We start from the raw sequence: 16,537 nt of genomic DNA, 5'->3' as shown, positions 1-16,537 counted from the left end.
GCAGCACTGCCCGCCGAAACGGAATGCCTCATGCGTCGCCTGCTCCTGCTCCTGTTGTTGCTGATACCGCTGTCCGCGCTTGCTGCGACCCCGTGGGACGGCCAGCCCAACCACTATCGCGTGCGCATCGACGACCAGGCCATCCGTGCCGAGGTCGAAGCCGATCTCTGGCTCGGCGGAGACATGCTGTCGATGTTCAACGTCATGACGGTGCCGGGATTGCCAGATGGCCAAGCCGATCTGATCGAAGGTCTGCAGATCACCGATCTCGCTGGTCGCCCGCTGGTGCTGAAAAAACTGGGTGGCGGCGATTACCAGGTGCAGGGTGGGCAGCGCGTTCGCCTGCGTTATTCGGTTCGTCTCGAACACGATCGCCACCCTTGGCCTGCAGGGATGGAGGAGGTCGCCTATCACACCGACGAAGGCCTGATGATCACTGGCGCTACCTTGTTCTTCGCCGATGGCGGCGATGCGATGCAGGGGCCGATCACGGTCGAGTTCGAGCTGCCCGAGGATTGGCAGGCGCGCACACCGTGGACACCGGTGGGCGAGGGTAGGCGTTTCAGCGTCGCCTCGCGCCGCGAGCTGCTCAGCAATGCATTGTTCCTCGGTACCGCTGCGGCCGAAACCTTCGATGTCGGTGGCGTCGAGATGACATTGGTGCTGGGCAAGCGCTATGTCGCGAACAAACAGCTGTTCGTCGACCTGCTGCGCACGCAACTTGCCAGTTATGCAGCATTGTTCGGTGGCAAGCCGTTGTCGAGGCGTTACCTGATCATCATCAACGAACATGCCAGCGGCGATGGCGGCGCTTTCGCCAGCAGCTTCAGCCAGTTCATCCAGGGCGATGCCGATGCGCGCAACCGGGTGATCTGGGGTTACGTGATGGCGCACGAGCTGCTGCACTTCTGGAACGGGCTGTCGCTGGTGCCAGCCGATCATCGCGAGGAATGGTTCAAGGAAGGGGCGACCGACTACCTCACGATCGCCACGTTGGCGCAGAACGGCCTGATCGACGAAACCCTGCTGCTCAAGCGCCTGGAAAACGTGCCGCGCCGCTACCTGATCGCGCGCATGGTGCAGGGCCTGGGCATGAGCGTGCGCGAGGCCGGCAAGGACAAACAACCCAACCGCCAGCTCGTGTACGGCGGCGGCAGCCTCGCCGCTTTGGCGCTGGATGTGGAATTGCGCTTGCGTAGTGACGACGCGGTCGGCCTGCCGCAACTGCTACGCGCGCTGTATGCCGAGTTCGGTCAGCCCGGCAAGCGCTACACGCTCGATGACATCGCATGGACCGCGCAACGCCTGATCGGACACGACTTCGCGTCGTTCCTGGCGGGCGCCGTGGAAAGCGGCGACTACTTAGACATCCGCCCGAGCTACGCCGCGCTGGGGCTGCGCATGGACAGCTTCGTCGAGGAGATGTTCATCAGCCGCGAGCCAAATGCCACGGAGCAGCAGCGCGCGCGCTTCGCCGCGATCTTCGCACCAACGCAGCCCTGACCCTTACACTGCGGAGTATGTGGATCGCCATTACCCGTGATGTCAGCGGCAGCCTCGGTGGCTGCGAGCTCTCCTTCGTGCCGCGCACGGAGATCGATATCGGACTTGCCGCCAGGCAGCACCACGCCTATCGGCAAGCGTTGGAAGCGCTCGGCTGCCGGGTGCTGTCGCTGCCGGCGCAGGACGCGATGCCGGATGCCGTGTTCGTCGAGGATGTGGCCCTGGTGTTCGACGAGGTGGCGATCATGACCCGTCCTGGCGCGGAATCGCGGCGCGTGGAAGGCGCTTCGGTAGCGGACGTGCTTGCCGAATACCGGCCGCTGCGCGCAATAGATGCGCCGGGTACGCTCGATGGTGGCGACGTGTTACGCGTCGATCGCACCGTCTATGTCGGTCAGTCCGCCCGCAGCAACGCCGCGGCGATCGAACAACTGCGCGAATTGCTATCCGGTTACGGCTACACCGTGCAGGCCGTGCCGACTCGCGGCTGCCTGCATCTGAAATCGGCAGTGACCCAAGTCGCCGACGACACCTTGTTGGTGCAACCGGCGTGGGTCGACCCCGCAGTGTTTGCCGACTACAAGCTGATCGAAGTCGATCCCGCCGAGGAGCACGCCGCCAACGCCCTGCGTATCGGCGCCGGCGTGATTTATCCCGCGTGCTTCCCGCATACGCGGCAACGACTGGAGGCCGCGGGCATCGCAGTCACCGCCGTCGACTTGTCGGAACTGCAAAAGGCCGAGGGTGCGACGACCTGCTGCAGTCTGGTGTTCCGCGAGAACGCGTTGCGATAGCGGGTGCCGGCAGGCTCCGCCTCACAAGGCCCGGCCATCGAAGTGATGTACCGGAATGGCTGCGAGGTCGATGCCCTCGACACAGCGAAGGTTGATGGCCGCCACGCGGTTGCCCTTGGGGTCGATCCCCTCGCCATACGGATGGATGCCACAAGTTGGACAGAAGTGGTGTTGGATGACGTGCTTGTTGAATGTGTACGTGCTGGCAGCGTCTTCGGGTCCGAGCAAGGTCAGGTTCTCCCTGGGCACAAACCAAAGCAATGAGCCCTTGCGCGAGCAGATCGAGCAGTTGCATGACAGCGCGCTATCGATCTCTCCTTCGACTTCGAAGGCGACCTGCCCGCAATGGCAGCTTCCTTTGTATTTCATGGCATCACTCTCCTTGAGTATGGTCTCGAGTCGAAAACTGGGTGTTCCGGTCAGTCGCCGGGAATCAGCCGCGCATATTCCTGCTCGACTTGTTCATGTGTTTTCCAGAACGATTCGGGCACGCGATCGTTGAGGCGGTCGATCAGGACGCGAAGGTGCGAATGCCAGCCGCCGGAGACGCCGCGCACGTCGCCGCGCGTGGGGAGATGGCTGTGCGTCAGCACCAGCAGCACGTCGTTGCCTTGCGGCGTCAGTTCGAACGTGACTTCGGAGCTGCCGGTTTCGCCCCAGGTGTAGGCGAGTACGCGCGGCGGTTCGTAGCGGGTGATGCGGCCACGCATGGAGTGGCCTTCGTGGCGCTTGTAGCGCTCAGGGGCGGGCTGCTTGTCCGGCGACAGATCGCTGTGGTGCCAGGTGAGTTCGAATTCGCCGCCGACGCGCAGGTCCATGTCGCCGGTCGCGAGCCACTGGCCGCGCTTGTCGGATTCGGTGAGGTACGCCCAGACGCGCTCGATTGGGCCGGGGAGGACACGCTTGATCTGCACGGTATCGGGCGTGAGGACGCGGCCGAAGTCTTCGTTGAAGGCGAGCGTCTGGTTCATCGCGGTTTCCTTTTCTGTTTGGGCGCGGGTGCTGCGGTGATCCGGTCTTCGGCGCGCAGTGCGGCGTCGAGGGCATCGAGGCGCTGGTTCCAGAACTTCTCGTAGTAGCGCAGCCACTCCAGGCCAGTGTGCAGCGGCTGGGCTTCGAGGCGGCACAAGTGCGTGCGTCCCTGAACCGTGCGCCGGACCAAACCGGCGTGTTCCAGCACCTTGATGTGCTTGGACGCCGCTGCCAGCGTCATGTCGAACGGCGCAGCGAGTTCACCGACGCTGCGTTCGCCTGCCGCGAGGCTGCGCAGCATGTCGCGGCGGGTGCGGTCGGAGAGCGCACTGAAGATGTCGTCCAGTCGTTGCGATTGATTGTTTACCATGAGGTTGAATATATGCGCGCCCCAACTTATTGTCAACCAATAGGTAAAATTAAAAAGATGTCAGTGAGACGAGGCCGCAACGGCCGTTGTCGCAGTCGTTTTCGATAGGGTCAGGTGCGGGGGCGCATGGCTCCGCCAAGGCGTGGACCGCCCGCAGCAGCCACCGCTTCGAATATCGCGAAACTGAGCGCCATCGTTGGTGAGCCTTGGCCTGGACCTGGCGGACCGGCGGTGTTTCCGAGCACGACGACCACTGTCTCGCGATCGCGCGTTGCCCAGAACTGCGCGGCCATGCCCGGTCCGCCACCGGGATGCGCGTAGGCGATGTCGTTGCCGACCGGCATGACGATCGGCCCGAGGCCGTGGTTGCGGCGTCCGCCTTCGCCAGGCAGCGCGATCGGGGTCAGCAACTGCTTGGTTGCCTCCGCGCGCAACAATTTGTGACGTGCCAGCGCCTGCTGGAACTTGAGCAGGTCGCGTGCAGTGGCGTAGCCGCCACCGGCGGGGCCGCCGCGCCATTCGCGTTGTGATGTGTTGTCCTCGAAGCCGCTGCTGGCGAGGTAGCCGACCGCTACCCCCGCGGCCTTGCCTTCCACGTCGTAGTAGCCGCTGTCGCGCATGCCGGCGGGAGCGAACACATGCCGGCGGATGTAGTCGTAGTAGTCCTCGCCCGAGGCGATCTCGACCAGCCGCCCTAGCAGCATGAAGCCGGCGTTGCTATACGCCCAGTCGCTGCCGGGCGCGAACACCGGCACTTGCGTCGCGATCATCGGCAGGTGGTCGGCAACGCTGCGTAGCTGTTCGCGCCCATTCGCGAATTCCGGCAGGCCGAAGTAGCTACCGAGTCCTGAGGTGTGGGTCAGCAGCTGCCGCACCGTTGCTTCGCGCACCTGTGGCTGCGGCCAGTCGGGCAGATAACGACCGAGCGGTGCATCCAGCGCCAACTTGCCCCGTTCGACCAGTTGCAGAATCGCCACGGTGGTGAACAGCTTGCCGGTGGAGGCGAGGTTGAAACGCGTGTCGAGCGTGTTGGCGAGGTTGCGGTTGCGGTCTGCCTGGCCAATCGCGGCCTCGAACAGGATCTTGCCGCGTTCGGCGACCAGCACCACCCCGGAGAAGCCAGCGTCACCCGCCTTGTGCACCGCTCGGTCGAGCGCCGTGCGCAACGCTAGGGCGTCGATCTTCGCGGGCGTGGTGATGGCTGGCTGTGGCGTCTGCGCCGCTAGCGGCGTCGCAATGCCAAGGACAGCGGTGATGGCGAGGGCAAATGATGCAACGAGGAGAGATCGGGATGACATGCGGACTCCGCGGCAAGGTGGAAGGCTCCTGGCCATGGATGCGCGGGCTGGCAATACGGTCGCACTGGCCCGCGGGTTCGGTCGCGCTCAGCGGTAAAATGCGCAGATGATCCTGAATATCGCCGCCTACCACTTCACCGCGATCGACGATCCGGAAGCGCTGGCCACGGAACTGCGTGCGCGGGCCGAGGCCGGTGAACTGCGTGGCACCGTGCTGGTGGCGGAGGAGGGGATCAACCTGTTTCTGGCCGGCGTCGAGAGTGCGATCCGCATCTTTCTCGACCAGTTGCGCGCCGATCCCCGCTTCTCCGATCTGGTCGTCAAGGAAAGCCGCAGCCAGGCGCAACCCTTCGCGCGCCTCAAGGTGAAGCGCAAGCGCGAGATCATCGCGTTCCGTCGCGAAGGCACCGCGCCACTCGAACGACGTGCGCCGGCAGTAGCGCCGGATGTCCTCGCGCGCTGGATCGCGCAGGGCCACGACGACGACGGCCGCCGGCTGGTGCTGCTGGATACGCGCAACCGCGAGGAGGTCGGTTACGGCACCTTCGCCAATGCGCTCACGCTGCCGATCGACAACTTCACCGATCTGCCCGAAGCGCTCACGCCACACCGCACGGCGCTGGCCGATGCCACCGTGGTCAGTTTCTGCACCGGCGGCATCCGCTGCGAGAAGGCCGCGTTGTGGCTGCAGGCAGACGGCATGGACAACGTGCTGCAGCTCGATGGCGGCATCCTCGGCTACTTCGAACAGGTCGGTGGCTTCGGTTACGAGGGGCGCTGCTTCGTGTTCGACGAACGTGTTGCGCTGGATCCGGAGCTCAAACCGCTGGCCGATCGCGTCGCCGTCGCCTAAGCTCGACGCACTTCAACAAGGAGCGCGCGCATGAGCTGGTTGGGCATCGTCCTGGTGGTGATCGGCGTCTATCTGGCGCTGAAGGTCGTTGGCTTCGTGCTGAAGCTGGCGATGTGGGGGCTGGTGCTGTTTGGCGCGTACTGGTTCCTGGCGCCGTACCTGGGCTTGCCACAGCTGTTCTAGGCCGCTGCTACTTGGCCGCGTCTGCCTGCGGATCGACGCGCAGGAAACGTGCCGCGTTGTCGTAGAAGATCGCGCGCTTCTGCGCATCGCTCAGGAACTCGGCGCTGTCGATGCCTTCGATCGCCAGCGGGATCGATTCCGGCCAGACCATCTGGTCCGAACCGAACATCAGGCGATCGCCGAACCCGGCAGTAACCAGCGCACGCAAGTAATCGTGGAATTCCTCGCGCGGAAAGATCCAGTTGATCACCGCGAGGTCGACATGCACCTGCGGGTACATGTAGAGGATGGCCTTGGTTTCCTGCAGGTAGGGCCAGCCGGCGTGCATCAGCCACACACGCAGTTTCGGATGACGCTTGAGCATCGGTTCGAGCAGGATGGGATTGCCCAGCGCCACGCTGAACTTCGGGCAGCAGCCATAAGGCGACGCAGGTGGACCGAGTCCGGTGTGGATGCCGACCGGGATGTCGAGTTCCTCCGCCAGGGCGAGGTAAGGCTCGAACCAGGGATCGCTGGGATTCAGGCCGTTGTATTGCGCACCGATCTCGCCGAGCACGTGCAACTCGCCGGACGCGTACGCCTGGCGCAGGTCAGCGATCGGTGGAAGCGGGTGGCCGTAGTCGTCGAGCATGGCGCCGGCCCAGATGCGGTCCGGCGCTGCGGCACGCATGCGCGCCATGGCATCCATGGGGCCGCTGACCAACCCGAGCACGATGCGATGGCGTTGCATGTGTTCGAGCGTGAGCGATTGCCGTTCGGCATCGGTGTTCGCCGTGGTCGGCTTGCCGGTGGCCGGGTTGATGGCGCCTGGCGCGGCTTTGCCGGCGTGCAGGTGCACGTCGATGATCGGGCCGGTGTAGCGCTCGGCCATGGCGGGCGCCATGAACAGCAGCGCAAGCAACAGGACAACGAAAGTCTTCGGCATGAGCGTGGGCCGGGGAAGAATCTTTCCGGTTAACGCCAGTAGCGCGGGATTGCGGCCACCGCAGTTGCTTCGATTCTAGATTGCGATGCCAGCGGCATGGCCAGACGCCCACGCCCACTGGAAGTTGTAGCCGCCGAGCCAGCCGGTGACGTCGACGACTTCGCCGATGAAGTACAGGCCCGGTACGCGCCGCGATTGCATCGTCGTCGATGACAACTCATCGGTATCGACGCCGCCCAGTGTCACTTCCGCGGTGCGATAGCCTTCGGTGCCGCTGGCGATCAACGGCCAATTGGCCAGGACGTCCGTGATCTCGCGCAGTTGCGGATCATTGAACTGGCGCATGGGTCGATTCGGCAGCCACACCTCGCACAAGCGCTGCGCAAAGCGTTTTGGCAGCAGTTCGCCGAGTACGGTCTTCAGCTCCGCGGCCGGGCGGTCGGCTTGCAACTGCTTGAGCGTTGCGAGCGCATCCATGCCGGGCAGCAAGTCCAGGCGCAGTTCCTCGCCTGGCTGCCGGTACGACGAGATTTGCAGGATCGCCGGTCCGCTGATGCCACGGTGGGTGATCAGCATGTAATTGTGGAACGATTGATCGTTGCAGCTGGCCTCCACCGGGAACGCAACGCCGCTGAGATCCTGCAGGCGTTCCTGGTGTTTGCCGCTCAGCGTCAGCGGGACCAGCCCGGCGCGGATGGGCAACACCGTGTGCCCAAACTGACGTGCGAGCTCGTAACCAAAACCGCTGGCGCCCATGCTCGGGATCGACAGGCCGCCGCTGGCGATGACCAGTGCGGGTGCGCTGAACTCGCCCCTTGTTGTGTGCAAGCGGAATTCACTTGACTCGCCATGCAACACACGTTCGATGCTGCACGAAGTTTCGACTCGCACGCCGGCTGCGGCGCATTCGTCCAGCAACATCTTCACGATCAGCTTCGACGACTCGTCGCAGAACAGCTGCCCCAGTTCCTTCTCGTGGTAGGCGATGCCGTGGCGCTCGACCATGGCGATGAAGTCCCACGGCGTATAGCGTGCGAGCGCCGATTTGCAGAAGTGCGGGTTCGCGGAAAGATAGTTCGCCGGCGTCGTGCCGGTGTTGGTGAAATTGCAGCGTCCGCCGCCCGACATCAGGATCTTCTTGCCGACGCGGTTGGCATGTTCGACCACCATCACGCGCTTGCCGCGTTGGCCGGCGGTGATCGCGCACATCAGGCCGGCTGCGCCGCCGCCGATGATCAGGACGTCGAAAGCTTCCGCCACGTCACACCTACAGCATCATGCCTGTGCGCTGGACGCCATGCGCGTGGCTGGTGTCAACGCGATCGTCGCGGATTCGCTGATCAGCTGCAGCTCGCCGTCCTGGATCATGCAGGTCAGGCGCATGGTGCGTTCGGCCATCGCCGCCAGTGCTTCGACAGTGGAGGGTGCGATATCGAACACGGTGAGGTTGGCGTTGCGCGCGAGCGATGCGCCGATCTTCTCCCACCAGATATCGGAACTCCGGCCGCCGTAGTTCATCACGACCACCTGTCGGGCACGTCCGCAGGCTTTGCGGATGCGCGCTTCGTCGGGTTGGCCGAGTTCGATCCATTGCTCGATCTCGCCGGTGTAGTCGCGACGCCAGAGGTCGGGTTCGTCGTCTTCGCTCAGGCCCTTGCCGAATTCCAGCCGCTCGTCGGCGTGCAGCGCGAAGGCCAACAGGCGCACCATCAGGCGCTCGTCGGTTTCGGAGGGGTGTTGGGCCAGGGTCAGGGCATGGGTCGCGTAGTAGTGACGGTCCATGTCGCTGATCTGCAGCTCGGCTTTGTAGACGGTGGCCTTGAGCGCCATGGTGGTGCCTGGTCGAAACGGCACACATTGTAGGCGGCCAACCTCCCGGGTGCGGCATTCATGCCAAATCGCAGCGATGGGCTTCACACTGGGTGCATGCGCCAGCGCCCCGCCAACATCGATGGACTCAGCGCAAGCACGCTGCAGCTACCGCCTGGAGCGTGGCCCACGGTGCTCGATTGCCTGTGCGAGCGGTTTCCGGCGATCGAACGCGCACAGTGGCTCGATCGCATGGTCCGTATGCGGGTGATGGATGCCGGTGGACTACCGCTGACGCCGGAAACGCCCTACCGGGTGGGTCTAGAGGTTCATTACTACCGGGAAGTCCCCGACGAACCGTGGATCCCGTTCGAGGAGGCGGTGCTGCATGCCGATGCCGACCTGCTGGTGGCGGACAAGCCGCACTTCCTCCCCGTCACGCCCGCCGGCGGGCACGTGCATGAAACGCTACTCGGCAGGCTGATCCGGCGCACCGGGAACCATGCACTGGTGCCGCTGCACAGGATCGATCGCGACACCGCCGGGCTGGTGATGTTCTCGGCCAATCCTGACAGCCGCGGACACTACCAGGCCCTATTTCGCGAGCGCGGGATCGAAAAAGAGTACGAAGCGATCGCGCCGGCGCTGCCGGATGCCCCGTTCCCCTTCATCCGGACCAGCCGGATCGTCCCTGGGGAACCGTTCTTCCGCATGCAGGAGGTCGACGGCGTGGCGAACAGCCAAACCCGCATCGACGTGCTCGCACGCGGCGACAAGCATTGGCGGTATGCGCTGACGCCGGTCACTGGCAAGAAGCACCAGTTGCGCGTGCACATGGCCGCGCTGGGTACTCCGATCATGAACGATGCGACCTACCCGCAACTGGTCGAACGCGCCGCGGACGACTACTCGAAACCACTGCAATTGCTGGCGAAACGGCTGTCGTTCGTCGATCCGCTCAGCGGTGCCGCACGCTACTTCGAGAGCCATTTCCGGCTTTAGGGCGGTCGCCAGCGACGCGATCGGGCATCATGCGCGTCTGTTTTACGCGAGGAAATCGCAATGGAATCCGAATCTTCCGCTGCCACGCCCATCCTGAGCGAGATCGAAGCACGCATCCTCGGCAGCCTGATCGAGAAGGAAGCCACGACGCCCGAGAACTATCCGCTCACCGTCAATGCGGTGGTGCTGGCCTGCAACCAGAAGAACAATCGCGAACCGGTGATGGAGCTTCCGCTGGGTGAAGTCGGGCATGCACTGCGCGAACTGGACAACCGGCGGTTGGTGCGTTCGGTCGAAGGGGCGCGGGCGCAGCGCTATGAGCACCGGTTCGCGCAGGCGTATTCGGTGACCAAGCAGCAGCAGGCGCTGTTGTCGGTATTGCTGTTGCGCGGACCGCAGACCGCGGCCGAATTGCATGCGCGGTGCGAACGCCTGGCGACGTTCGGCGACCTCGAGCAGGTGCGGGACACGCTGGAGCGCCTGATCACCCGCACGCCGACGCTGGTGGTCAACCTGGGGCGTGGCGCTGGTCAACGCGAGGATCGTTACATGCACCTGTTGTGCGGGCCGGTGTCCGCGGAACAGTTCGCTGCCGCCGTGAAACCCGCGGCAGCGGCGTCGCGCAGCACCCTGGAAGCGCGCATCGAAGCATTGGAAGCCACGGTTGCTGCCTTGCAGGCCGAAGTGGCGCAGCTGCGCGACCGCTGACGTCGATCAGCGTCTGGCGAGCCAGCGATCGAGCTGGTTGGCGAAGGCTTGGCAGTCGCGGGCATGGAAGGCCGCCGGGCCACCGGTCTGCACGCCGCTGCCGCGCAATTCGTCCATGAAATTGCGCATCGACAGGCGCTCGGCCATGTTGTCGGGGGTGTAAAGCTCGCCGCGCGGATTCAGTGCGATGCCGCCTTTTTCGAGCACCAGTGCGGCGAGCGGGATGTCCTGGGTCACCACCAGGTCGCCACGTTGCACGCGTGCCACGATCTCGCTGTCGGCGACATCGAGGCCGCCCGATACCTGGATGGAACGGATGAAGCGCGAAGGTGGCGTGCGCAGCCACTGGTTCGCGACCAGCGTCACCGGCACCTTGGCGCGTTCGGCGGCGCGGAACAGGATGTCCTTGATCACGCCAGGACAGGCGTCGGCATCGACCCAGATCTGCGGGCCGACCTCAGCAGGCGTGGTGGTATCGCTCAACCGCGAGGATTGGAATTGCCGGTGTCCGGGGTCGTGGGGTTCGCGGCATCCTTCGCCGCCTGCTTCTTCGCCAGCTTCTCGTCCTGTTTCTTCTTCTTGGCGATTTCGCGCTGCTTCTTTTCGAACGAATAATTGGGCTTCGCCATGGGCGGGTCTCGGTGGGGAATGCGGTCAGTTTAGGTCAATCGGCCCGAATGGACGTTCAGGTTCGCATTTGCGGTCAAATCCGTCGTACCCGGAGATTGCGGCCCTTGATCTTCCCGGCCTGCAGCCGCGCCAGGGCCTTGTCGGCCTGGGTCCGCTGGATGGCGACGTAGCTGCGGGTGGCGAACACATCGATCTTGCCGATGGCCTCGAACGGCAGGCCGGCATCCCCGGTGATCGCGCCGACTATGTCGCCCGGGCGCAGTTTGTCGCCACGACCCGCATCGATGCGCAGGGTGGCCATGGGAGCTGCGGGCGCCTTGACGCCCTTCAGGTTGGCGAGGGTAGGGCGCGACCACCGCAATTGCGTGCCCAGTTGCTGTTCCAACTGGACTGCGCGCGGCGCCTCGCGCGGCGTGCAAAGACTGAGGGCGAGGCCACTGCGGCCGGCGCGACCGGTGCGGCCGATGCGGTGCACATAGACGTCGGGATCGGTCGGCAGTTCGTAATTGACCACGGCGCCAAGGTCGTGGATGTCGAGTCCCCGCGCGGCCACGTCGCTGGCGACCAGTACGTTGCAGCTGCGGTTCGCGAAGCGCACCAGCACCTCGTCGCGGTCGCGCTGTTCCATGTCGCCGTGCAGCGCCAAGGCCGAGAAACCTAAGTGCGCTAGGGATGCGGCGACATCGTCGGCATCGCGGCGCGTGTTGCAGAACACCACCGCCGAATCCGGGTTGTGTTCGAGCAACAGGCCGGCGAGCGCGGCCGGCTTCTGCGCAAGTTCGACCTCGTAGAAGCGCTGGTCGATCGATGCCTGTTCAGTGATGCCATCGACCGTCACCTCCAGCGGATCGCGCATCGCGTTGCGGGCGATGGCACGGATGGCATCGGGATACGTCGCCGAAAACAACAACGTCTGCCGGTCTTTCGGTGTCTTGCCGATGATTTCGCGGATCGGCTCCTCGAACCCCATGTCGAGCATGCGATCCGCCTCGTCCAGCACCAGGACGCGCACACCACGCAGGTCCAGCGCCTGTTTCCGCAGCAGTTCCTGTACCCGGCCGGGCGTGCCGACGACGACATGCGGCTCGTGCTCCAGCGAGGCCAGTTGAGGACCGAGTGGCATGCCGCCGGTCAGCGTCAACAGCTTCAGGTTGGGAATACCAGTCGCGAGCTTGCGCAGGTGCTTGCTGACCTGGTCGGCGAGTTCGCGGGTCGGGCACAACACCAGGGCCTGCAGACGGATCTGCATCGGATCGATCCGGTGCAGCAGGCCGAGGCCGAATGCCGCGGTCTTGCCGCTGCCGGTCGGCGCCTGCCCGATCAGGTCGCGGCCTTCGAGCAACGCCGGCAGGCTCCGCGCCTGCACGGGCGTCATCTGTACGTGGCCGAGGGCGTCGAGGCCTTGGAATAGAGCGGGATTAAGCGGGAGATCGGTGAACTCAGTCATACGCCATGATCGCATTAGTTGCGTGCACCGCTGCCGCGAGGTGGTTCAATGGCAGCCATGTTCGACTTCGACAACGCCTTCGTACGCGAGCTGCCGGGCGATCCGGAGGTCGGATCGCGACTGCGCCAGGTCGAAAGCGCGCTGTGGTCCAGCGTCATGCCGACGCCAGTGGCGGCACCGCGACTGGTGGCGTATTCGCGGGAAATGGCGGAGCGGTTGGAGCTCACCGAAGCCGATCTGAATGCGCCCGAGTTCGCCCAGGTTTTCGGCGGGAATGCCTTGCTTCCGGGGATGCAGCCTTTTGCGACCAACTACGGTGGCCACCAGTTCGGCCATTGGGCCGGTCAGCTGGGCGATGGCCGTGCGATCACGCTGGGTGAGGTCGTCAATGCCGCGGGCGAACGCTGGGAACTGCAGCTCAAGGGCGCGGGCCCGACTCCGTACTCGCGCAGCGCAGATGGTCGCGCGGTGTTGCGTTCCTCGATCCGCGAATTCCTGTGCAGCGAGGCCATGCATCACCTGGGCGTACCGACCACGCGCGCATTGAGCCTGGTCGCGACTGGCGAGGAAGTCGTGCGGGACATGTTTTACGACGGTCACCCGAAACCGGAGCCAGGCGCGATCGTGTGTCGTGTGGCGCCATCCTTCATCCGGTTTGGCAATTTTGAGCTGCCGTATTCGCGCAACGATGCACAGTTGTTGCGGCAGTTGGTGGAATTCACCATCCGCCGCGATTTCCCGGAACTGCAAGGCGAGGGCGAAGCGCTGATCGCCGAGTGGTTCGCAACGGTTTGCGAACGCACCGCGGTGATGGTGGCGCATTGGATGCGCGTCGGCTTCGTGCATGGGGTGATGAACACCGACAACATGTCGGTGCTCGGTCTGACCATCGACTACGGTCCCTACGGCTGGATCGACAACTACGATCCCGACTGGACCCCGAACACCACCGATGCCCAGGGACGACGCTACCGTTTCGGCTGGCAGCCGAAGATCGCGCACTGGAACCTGGTGCGGTTCGCGCAGGCGCTGACACCGTTGTTCGGCTCAGTCGAACCGCTGGAGGCGGGTTTGCAGCGCTTTGCCGACGCCTATACCGCCGCCGAACGCGACAACACCGCACGCAAGCTGGGCCTGGCCGAATGCCGCGACGAGGATGTCGAACTGATCGTGTTGCTGCACGGCCTGCTGCACGCGCATGAGGTCGACATGACGCTGTTCTTCCGCGCCTTGGCGGATGTGGACCTCACTGCACCGGCGCTGGCGCCACTGGCCACGGCGTTCTACGACGAGGCGAAGCGGCAGGCGGGAGAACCGGCTTTCCTTGGGTGGTTCGCGCAATACGCCGCGCGCGTGCGGGACGATCCACTCAGCGCCGATGAGCGCCGTGCCCGGATGTTGTCGGCCAATCCAAAATACGTGTTGCGCAATTACTTGGCGCAGCAGGCGATCGATCGCGCCGAGGCCGGCGATGAATCCGGCATCCACGAGCTGCTGGACGTGATGCGCCAGCCGTACGACGAGCAACCGGGTCGCGAGATCTTCGCCCAGAAGCGCCCGGACTGGGCGCGCGTCAAAGCCGGTTGCTCGATGCTGTCCTGCAGCTCGTAGCGGGCCCTACTCCGGCGCGAAGCCCTTGGTGGTCTTCTTGTCCTTCTTTTCGGCGCGCTTTTCCTTCAGCGTCTTGGTCGGTTTCTTCTTCTCTTGCTTCTTCTGGTCCATGCCCTTGCTCATGGCGCTTTCCTCGGGTTGGCTGGTGGCTGTGGCGCAAGGGTACAGCGTTCGCGGCATGGCGGCATGGCAACAAACGAAACGGCCGACGGGGAACCCCGCCGGCCGTTGTGCCACGCCTGAATGGCAACTCAGGGCGTGCTCACCACCGCACGGGTGAGCGTGCTTTCCAAGGTGTAATTGGCGACCAGCGTCGCATAGCCCTTGACCCGGTAGGTGTACGTGCCGGGCACGGCAACCGCGAACTCCAGCACTTCCGGATTGGCGAGGCTGGCACCGGAGGCGACCTCGTCGCCATTCGGATCGACCAGGGCGAAATCGATGTCGACGCCGCCGGTCCAGCTCAACTTGGCCTTGATGGTGGTGACATCGTTGCCGACCTCGAACGGGTACTCGTCGATCTCGAGGTTGTTCGCCGACGGCCCCATCACACCGGTGAAAGTCTGGGTTTCATCGACCAGCGTGGTGTTCACGTTGTGCAGTGGGCCGTCGACCAGCGCGCCGTCGAAGTACACCGCCCCCTGCACGCCGCGCAGCTCGACCTTGTGCAGCCCCGTGTCGAGCGTATTGAGGGCGTAGCGGTCGAAATCGCTGGTGGCGTTGTAGAAGCTGATGCGACGACGGTACACGCCATCGACATAGACGTCGGCCAAGCCGCCCTTGTTGTTGCGCGGATAGACCAGCTGCAGTGCATCGCCCTGGAAGGCGAAGGTCACGCGCGGTACCGACTTCTTGCTCACGGTGGCTTTCAGGTAGCTGCCGTCGGATGCGCCGGCAGCCGCGGTGCTCGTCCAGCTGCCGCCATAGGCGAGTTTGGCGGCGTTGTCGGCGATCCCGTTCCATTGGCCCTGGCTCGACCACGCCGTGACGCCATCGAGGAAGGCCAGACGATTGCCTTGGGTGCGCGAAGCCAGGTCGACCGCAGCCAGCACGTTGATGTAGCCGCCGCCGACGGCGTGGAAACCGTAGCTCGGCATCGGCGTTGCGGTCTGCATGAAGATCTGTTCGATCTGGTCGGGTGACAGCTCCGGATTGGCTTCCAGCAGCAGCGTAGTGGCGCCGGCGACAAACGGCGTGGCCATGCTGGTGCCGCTCATGCCGGCGTAGTAGGCGGTGTAGGTCGGGTGATCCGGATCGACCAGCGGGCCCAACTTGGGCAGGGCGGTATTGAGCGCATGCGTCGAATAGATATCCGAGCCCGGCGCCACCACGTCGATATGCTGGTAGAAATCGCCCTCGATGCCGCGGCTGGAGAAATCCGACAAGTCGCCGGACTTGGTGCCGGAACCGACGTTGATCACCCATGGCACTACGGCATACGGGTTGAGCGTATTGTCGCCGGGGCCGTCGTTGCCAGCGGCGAAGGTCACCACGATGCCGCGCTTGTAGGCCTCGTAACTGGCCTGGTTGACCGGATTGTTGGGATCGTAGGGGCCGGCTGCCGTGCCCCAGGAATTGGTGATGACGTCGATCCCATAGCGCTGCTGGTTGGCGAGCGCGTAGTCGAAGGCTTCCAGTGCGAACAGGATATTGATGCCTTCGCCGACACCAAGACCGACCAGGCTGACTTCAGGTGCGATACCGGCGTAATAGTTCGCGCGACGTTCGTCGCCTGCCGAATTCGCGCCGGTGCCGCCGACGATGCCGGCGACGTGGGTGCCGTGACCGCTGCTGGTATCGGTGGTCGGCAAGTTCTCGAGTGGCACGGTCGTGCCGCCCAGCAGGCCGAGGTCACCGAGGATCTTGACGTTCTGGATCGTCTTGCTGCCGTACTGCAGATCGGCATGGGTGCCGTCGACGCCGGAGTCGATGATGGCGACGGTCATGCCGTTGCCCTTCAGTTGCAATTGGTCGTGGACGGTGTGGCCGCCGGTGATTTCGCCGGCCTCGTAGTTGAAGTACTGCAGCGGCGCATTGAAATAGATGCTTTCGACGCCGTCCCACTGCGCCACCTGCTGGATCTGCGCACTGGTCAGGATGGCGCCGGCCATCGGCAACTGTTGCAACGGCTTGGCGGATGCCGTCAGTAGCGACAGACGCGACATCTGGGCGCGGTTGTTGAAAGTGACGATGACCTCATGGGTGGGCGATGTCAGCAGTCGCTGCTGCAGATCGGGGGAGATCAGTCCCGCAGCCTCCGCGTCGAAGGAGAGGGCGCCGAAGGAAAGCAGGCCGGAGGCAATGGCCAGGCCGAGGACGGTACGGGTCGTAGCAGAACGGGGCGAACGCGACATTGCAGGAACCTCCGGGAAGGAAGCTCGCACTGTCGGCACAGGCCAGCGATCGTGCTATCCGGAATATCCCCTGCAAAG

At 64.5% G+C, this 16,537-nt stretch carries 18 protein-coding genes; 7 read left to right on the top strand and 11 right to left on the bottom strand.

Translation table 11 applies throughout. The features are described from left to right. Window positions 1–30 precede the first annotated feature (30 nt). Both MO486_RS01350 and MO486_RS01345 read left to right on the top strand, forming a co-directional pair. A complete protein-coding gene (locus MO486_RS01350; protein WP_242903981.1) occupies window positions 31–1,503 on the top strand; it encodes a hypothetical protein in 1,473 nt (490 codons plus the stop codon). Between the two features lie 17 nt (window positions 1,504–1,520). After that, on the top strand, window positions 1,521–2,297 hold the full coding sequence (locus tag MO486_RS01345) for an arginine deiminase-related protein (RefSeq protein ID WP_242903979.1): 777 nt from the start codon (window positions 1,521–1,523) through the stop codon (window positions 2,295–2,297). Between the two features lie 21 nt (window positions 2,298–2,318). Here MO486_RS01345 and MO486_RS01340 read toward each other — a convergent pair whose 3' ends face one another. From MO486_RS01340 to MO486_RS01325, 4 genes are all read right to left on the bottom strand, one after another. Then, window positions 2,319–2,666 (bottom strand): GFA family protein, encoded by a 348-nt coding sequence (locus MO486_RS01340; RefSeq protein ID WP_242903976.1) that lies wholly within the window; start codon window positions 2,664–2,666, stop codon window positions 2,319–2,321. A 50-nt stretch (window positions 2,667–2,716) separates the two neighbouring features. Next, window positions 2,717–3,268, bottom strand: a complete 552-nt coding sequence (locus MO486_RS01335; RefSeq protein ID WP_242903974.1) for an SRPBCC family protein — start codon at window positions 3,266–3,268, stop codon at window positions 2,717–2,719. After that, a complete protein-coding gene (locus MO486_RS01330) occupies window positions 3,265–3,639 on the bottom strand; it encodes a metalloregulator ArsR/SmtB family transcription factor (RefSeq protein ID WP_242903971.1) in 375 nt (124 codons plus the stop codon). Before MO486_RS01330 ends, MO486_RS01335 begins: the two co-directional genes overlap by 4 nt. Window positions 3,640–3,749: 110 nt before the next feature. Continuing rightward, on the bottom strand, window positions 3,750–4,937 hold the full coding sequence (locus MO486_RS01325; protein WP_242903969.1) for a serine hydrolase domain-containing protein: 1,188 nt from the start codon (window positions 4,935–4,937) through the stop codon (window positions 3,750–3,752). 106 nt (window positions 4,938–5,043) lie between these two features. On the opposite strand from MO486_RS01325, the gene MO486_RS01320 reads away from it, so the two are divergent. Together MO486_RS01320 and MO486_RS01315 are read left to right on the top strand one after the other, a co-directional pair. Next, window positions 5,044–5,790 (top strand): sulfurtransferase, encoded by a 747-nt coding sequence (locus MO486_RS01320; protein ID WP_242903967.1) that lies wholly within the window; start codon window positions 5,044–5,046, stop codon window positions 5,788–5,790. Between the two features lie 30 nt (window positions 5,791–5,820). Beyond that, window positions 5,821–5,973 (top strand): hypothetical protein, encoded by a 153-nt coding sequence (locus MO486_RS01315; RefSeq protein WP_242903965.1) that lies wholly within the window; start codon window positions 5,821–5,823, stop codon window positions 5,971–5,973. 7 nt (window positions 5,974–5,980) lie between these two features. On the opposite strand, the gene MO486_RS01310 is transcribed toward MO486_RS01315, so the two are convergent. The 3 genes from MO486_RS01310 to MO486_RS01300 form a co-directional block, all read right to left on the bottom strand. Beyond that, window positions 5,981–6,898 (bottom strand): amidohydrolase family protein, encoded by a 918-nt coding sequence (locus tag MO486_RS01310; protein ID WP_242903963.1) that lies wholly within the window; start codon window positions 6,896–6,898, stop codon window positions 5,981–5,983. Window positions 6,899–6,973: 75 nt separating this feature from the next. Then, window positions 6,974–8,158, bottom strand: a complete 1,185-nt coding sequence (locus MO486_RS01305) for an NAD(P)/FAD-dependent oxidoreductase (RefSeq protein WP_345779189.1) — start codon at window positions 8,156–8,158, stop codon at window positions 6,974–6,976. Window positions 8,159–8,173: 15 nt separating this feature from the next. Further along, window positions 8,174–8,728: a YaeQ family protein gene (locus MO486_RS01300; RefSeq protein WP_242903960.1), complete on the bottom strand. Its 555-nt coding sequence runs from the start codon at window positions 8,726–8,728 to the stop codon at window positions 8,174–8,176. Window positions 8,729–8,824: 96 nt separating this feature from the next. Here MO486_RS01300 and MO486_RS01295 point away from each other — a divergent pair, with 96 nt between their 5' ends. Next, the gene (locus tag MO486_RS01295) at window positions 8,825–9,709 is read left to right on the top strand and encodes a pseudouridine synthase (protein WP_242903958.1); all 885 of its coding nucleotides are present in this window, start codon (window positions 8,825–8,827) and stop codon (window positions 9,707–9,709) included. Between the two features lie 60 nt (window positions 9,710–9,769). Next, window positions 9,770–10,417: a DUF480 domain-containing protein gene (locus tag MO486_RS01290; protein ID WP_242903956.1), complete on the top strand. Its 648-nt coding sequence runs from the start codon at window positions 9,770–9,772 to the stop codon at window positions 10,415–10,417. A 6-nt stretch (window positions 10,418–10,423) separates the two neighbouring features. Here MO486_RS01290 and MO486_RS01285 read toward each other — a convergent pair whose 3' ends face one another. The 3 genes from MO486_RS01285 to dbpA form a co-directional block, all read right to left on the bottom strand. Further along, the gene (locus MO486_RS01285; RefSeq protein ID WP_242903954.1) at window positions 10,424–10,900 is read right to left on the bottom strand and encodes a YaiI/YqxD family protein; all 477 of its coding nucleotides are present in this window, start codon (window positions 10,898–10,900) and stop codon (window positions 10,424–10,426) included. Continuing rightward, a complete protein-coding gene (locus tag MO486_RS01280) occupies window positions 10,897–11,046 on the bottom strand; it encodes a hypothetical protein (RefSeq protein ID WP_242903952.1) in 150 nt (49 codons plus the stop codon). The genes MO486_RS01285 and MO486_RS01280 overlap by 4 nt, the downstream gene beginning before the upstream one ends. A gap of 74 nt (window positions 11,047–11,120) precedes the next feature. Continuing rightward, window positions 11,121–12,494 (bottom strand): ATP-dependent RNA helicase DbpA, encoded by a 1,374-nt coding sequence (gene dbpA, locus MO486_RS01275; protein WP_242903950.1) that lies wholly within the window; start codon window positions 12,492–12,494, stop codon window positions 11,121–11,123. Window positions 12,495–12,551: 57 nt separating this feature from the next. On the opposite strand from dbpA, the gene MO486_RS01270 reads away from it, so the two are divergent. Continuing rightward, entirely contained in the window at window positions 12,552–14,105 is a 1,554-nt protein-coding gene (locus MO486_RS01270) for a protein adenylyltransferase SelO (RefSeq protein WP_242904590.1), read from the top strand. Between the two features lie 251 nt (window positions 14,106–14,356). On the opposite strand, the gene MO486_RS01265 is transcribed toward MO486_RS01270, so the two are convergent. Then, window positions 14,357–16,459: a S8 family serine peptidase gene (locus MO486_RS01265; protein WP_242903948.1), complete on the bottom strand. Its 2,103-nt coding sequence runs from the start codon at window positions 16,457–16,459 to the stop codon at window positions 14,357–14,359. Window positions 16,460–16,537 lie beyond the last annotated feature (78 nt).

The organism is Lysobacter sp. CFH 32150, assembly GCF_022758295.1.
Taxonomy (GTDB): domain Bacteria; phylum Pseudomonadota; class Gammaproteobacteria; order Xanthomonadales; family Xanthomonadaceae; genus CFH-32150.
The sequence above is the reverse complement of the archived record's forward strand: the minus strand, read 5'-3'. Positions and strand labels throughout refer to the sequence as shown.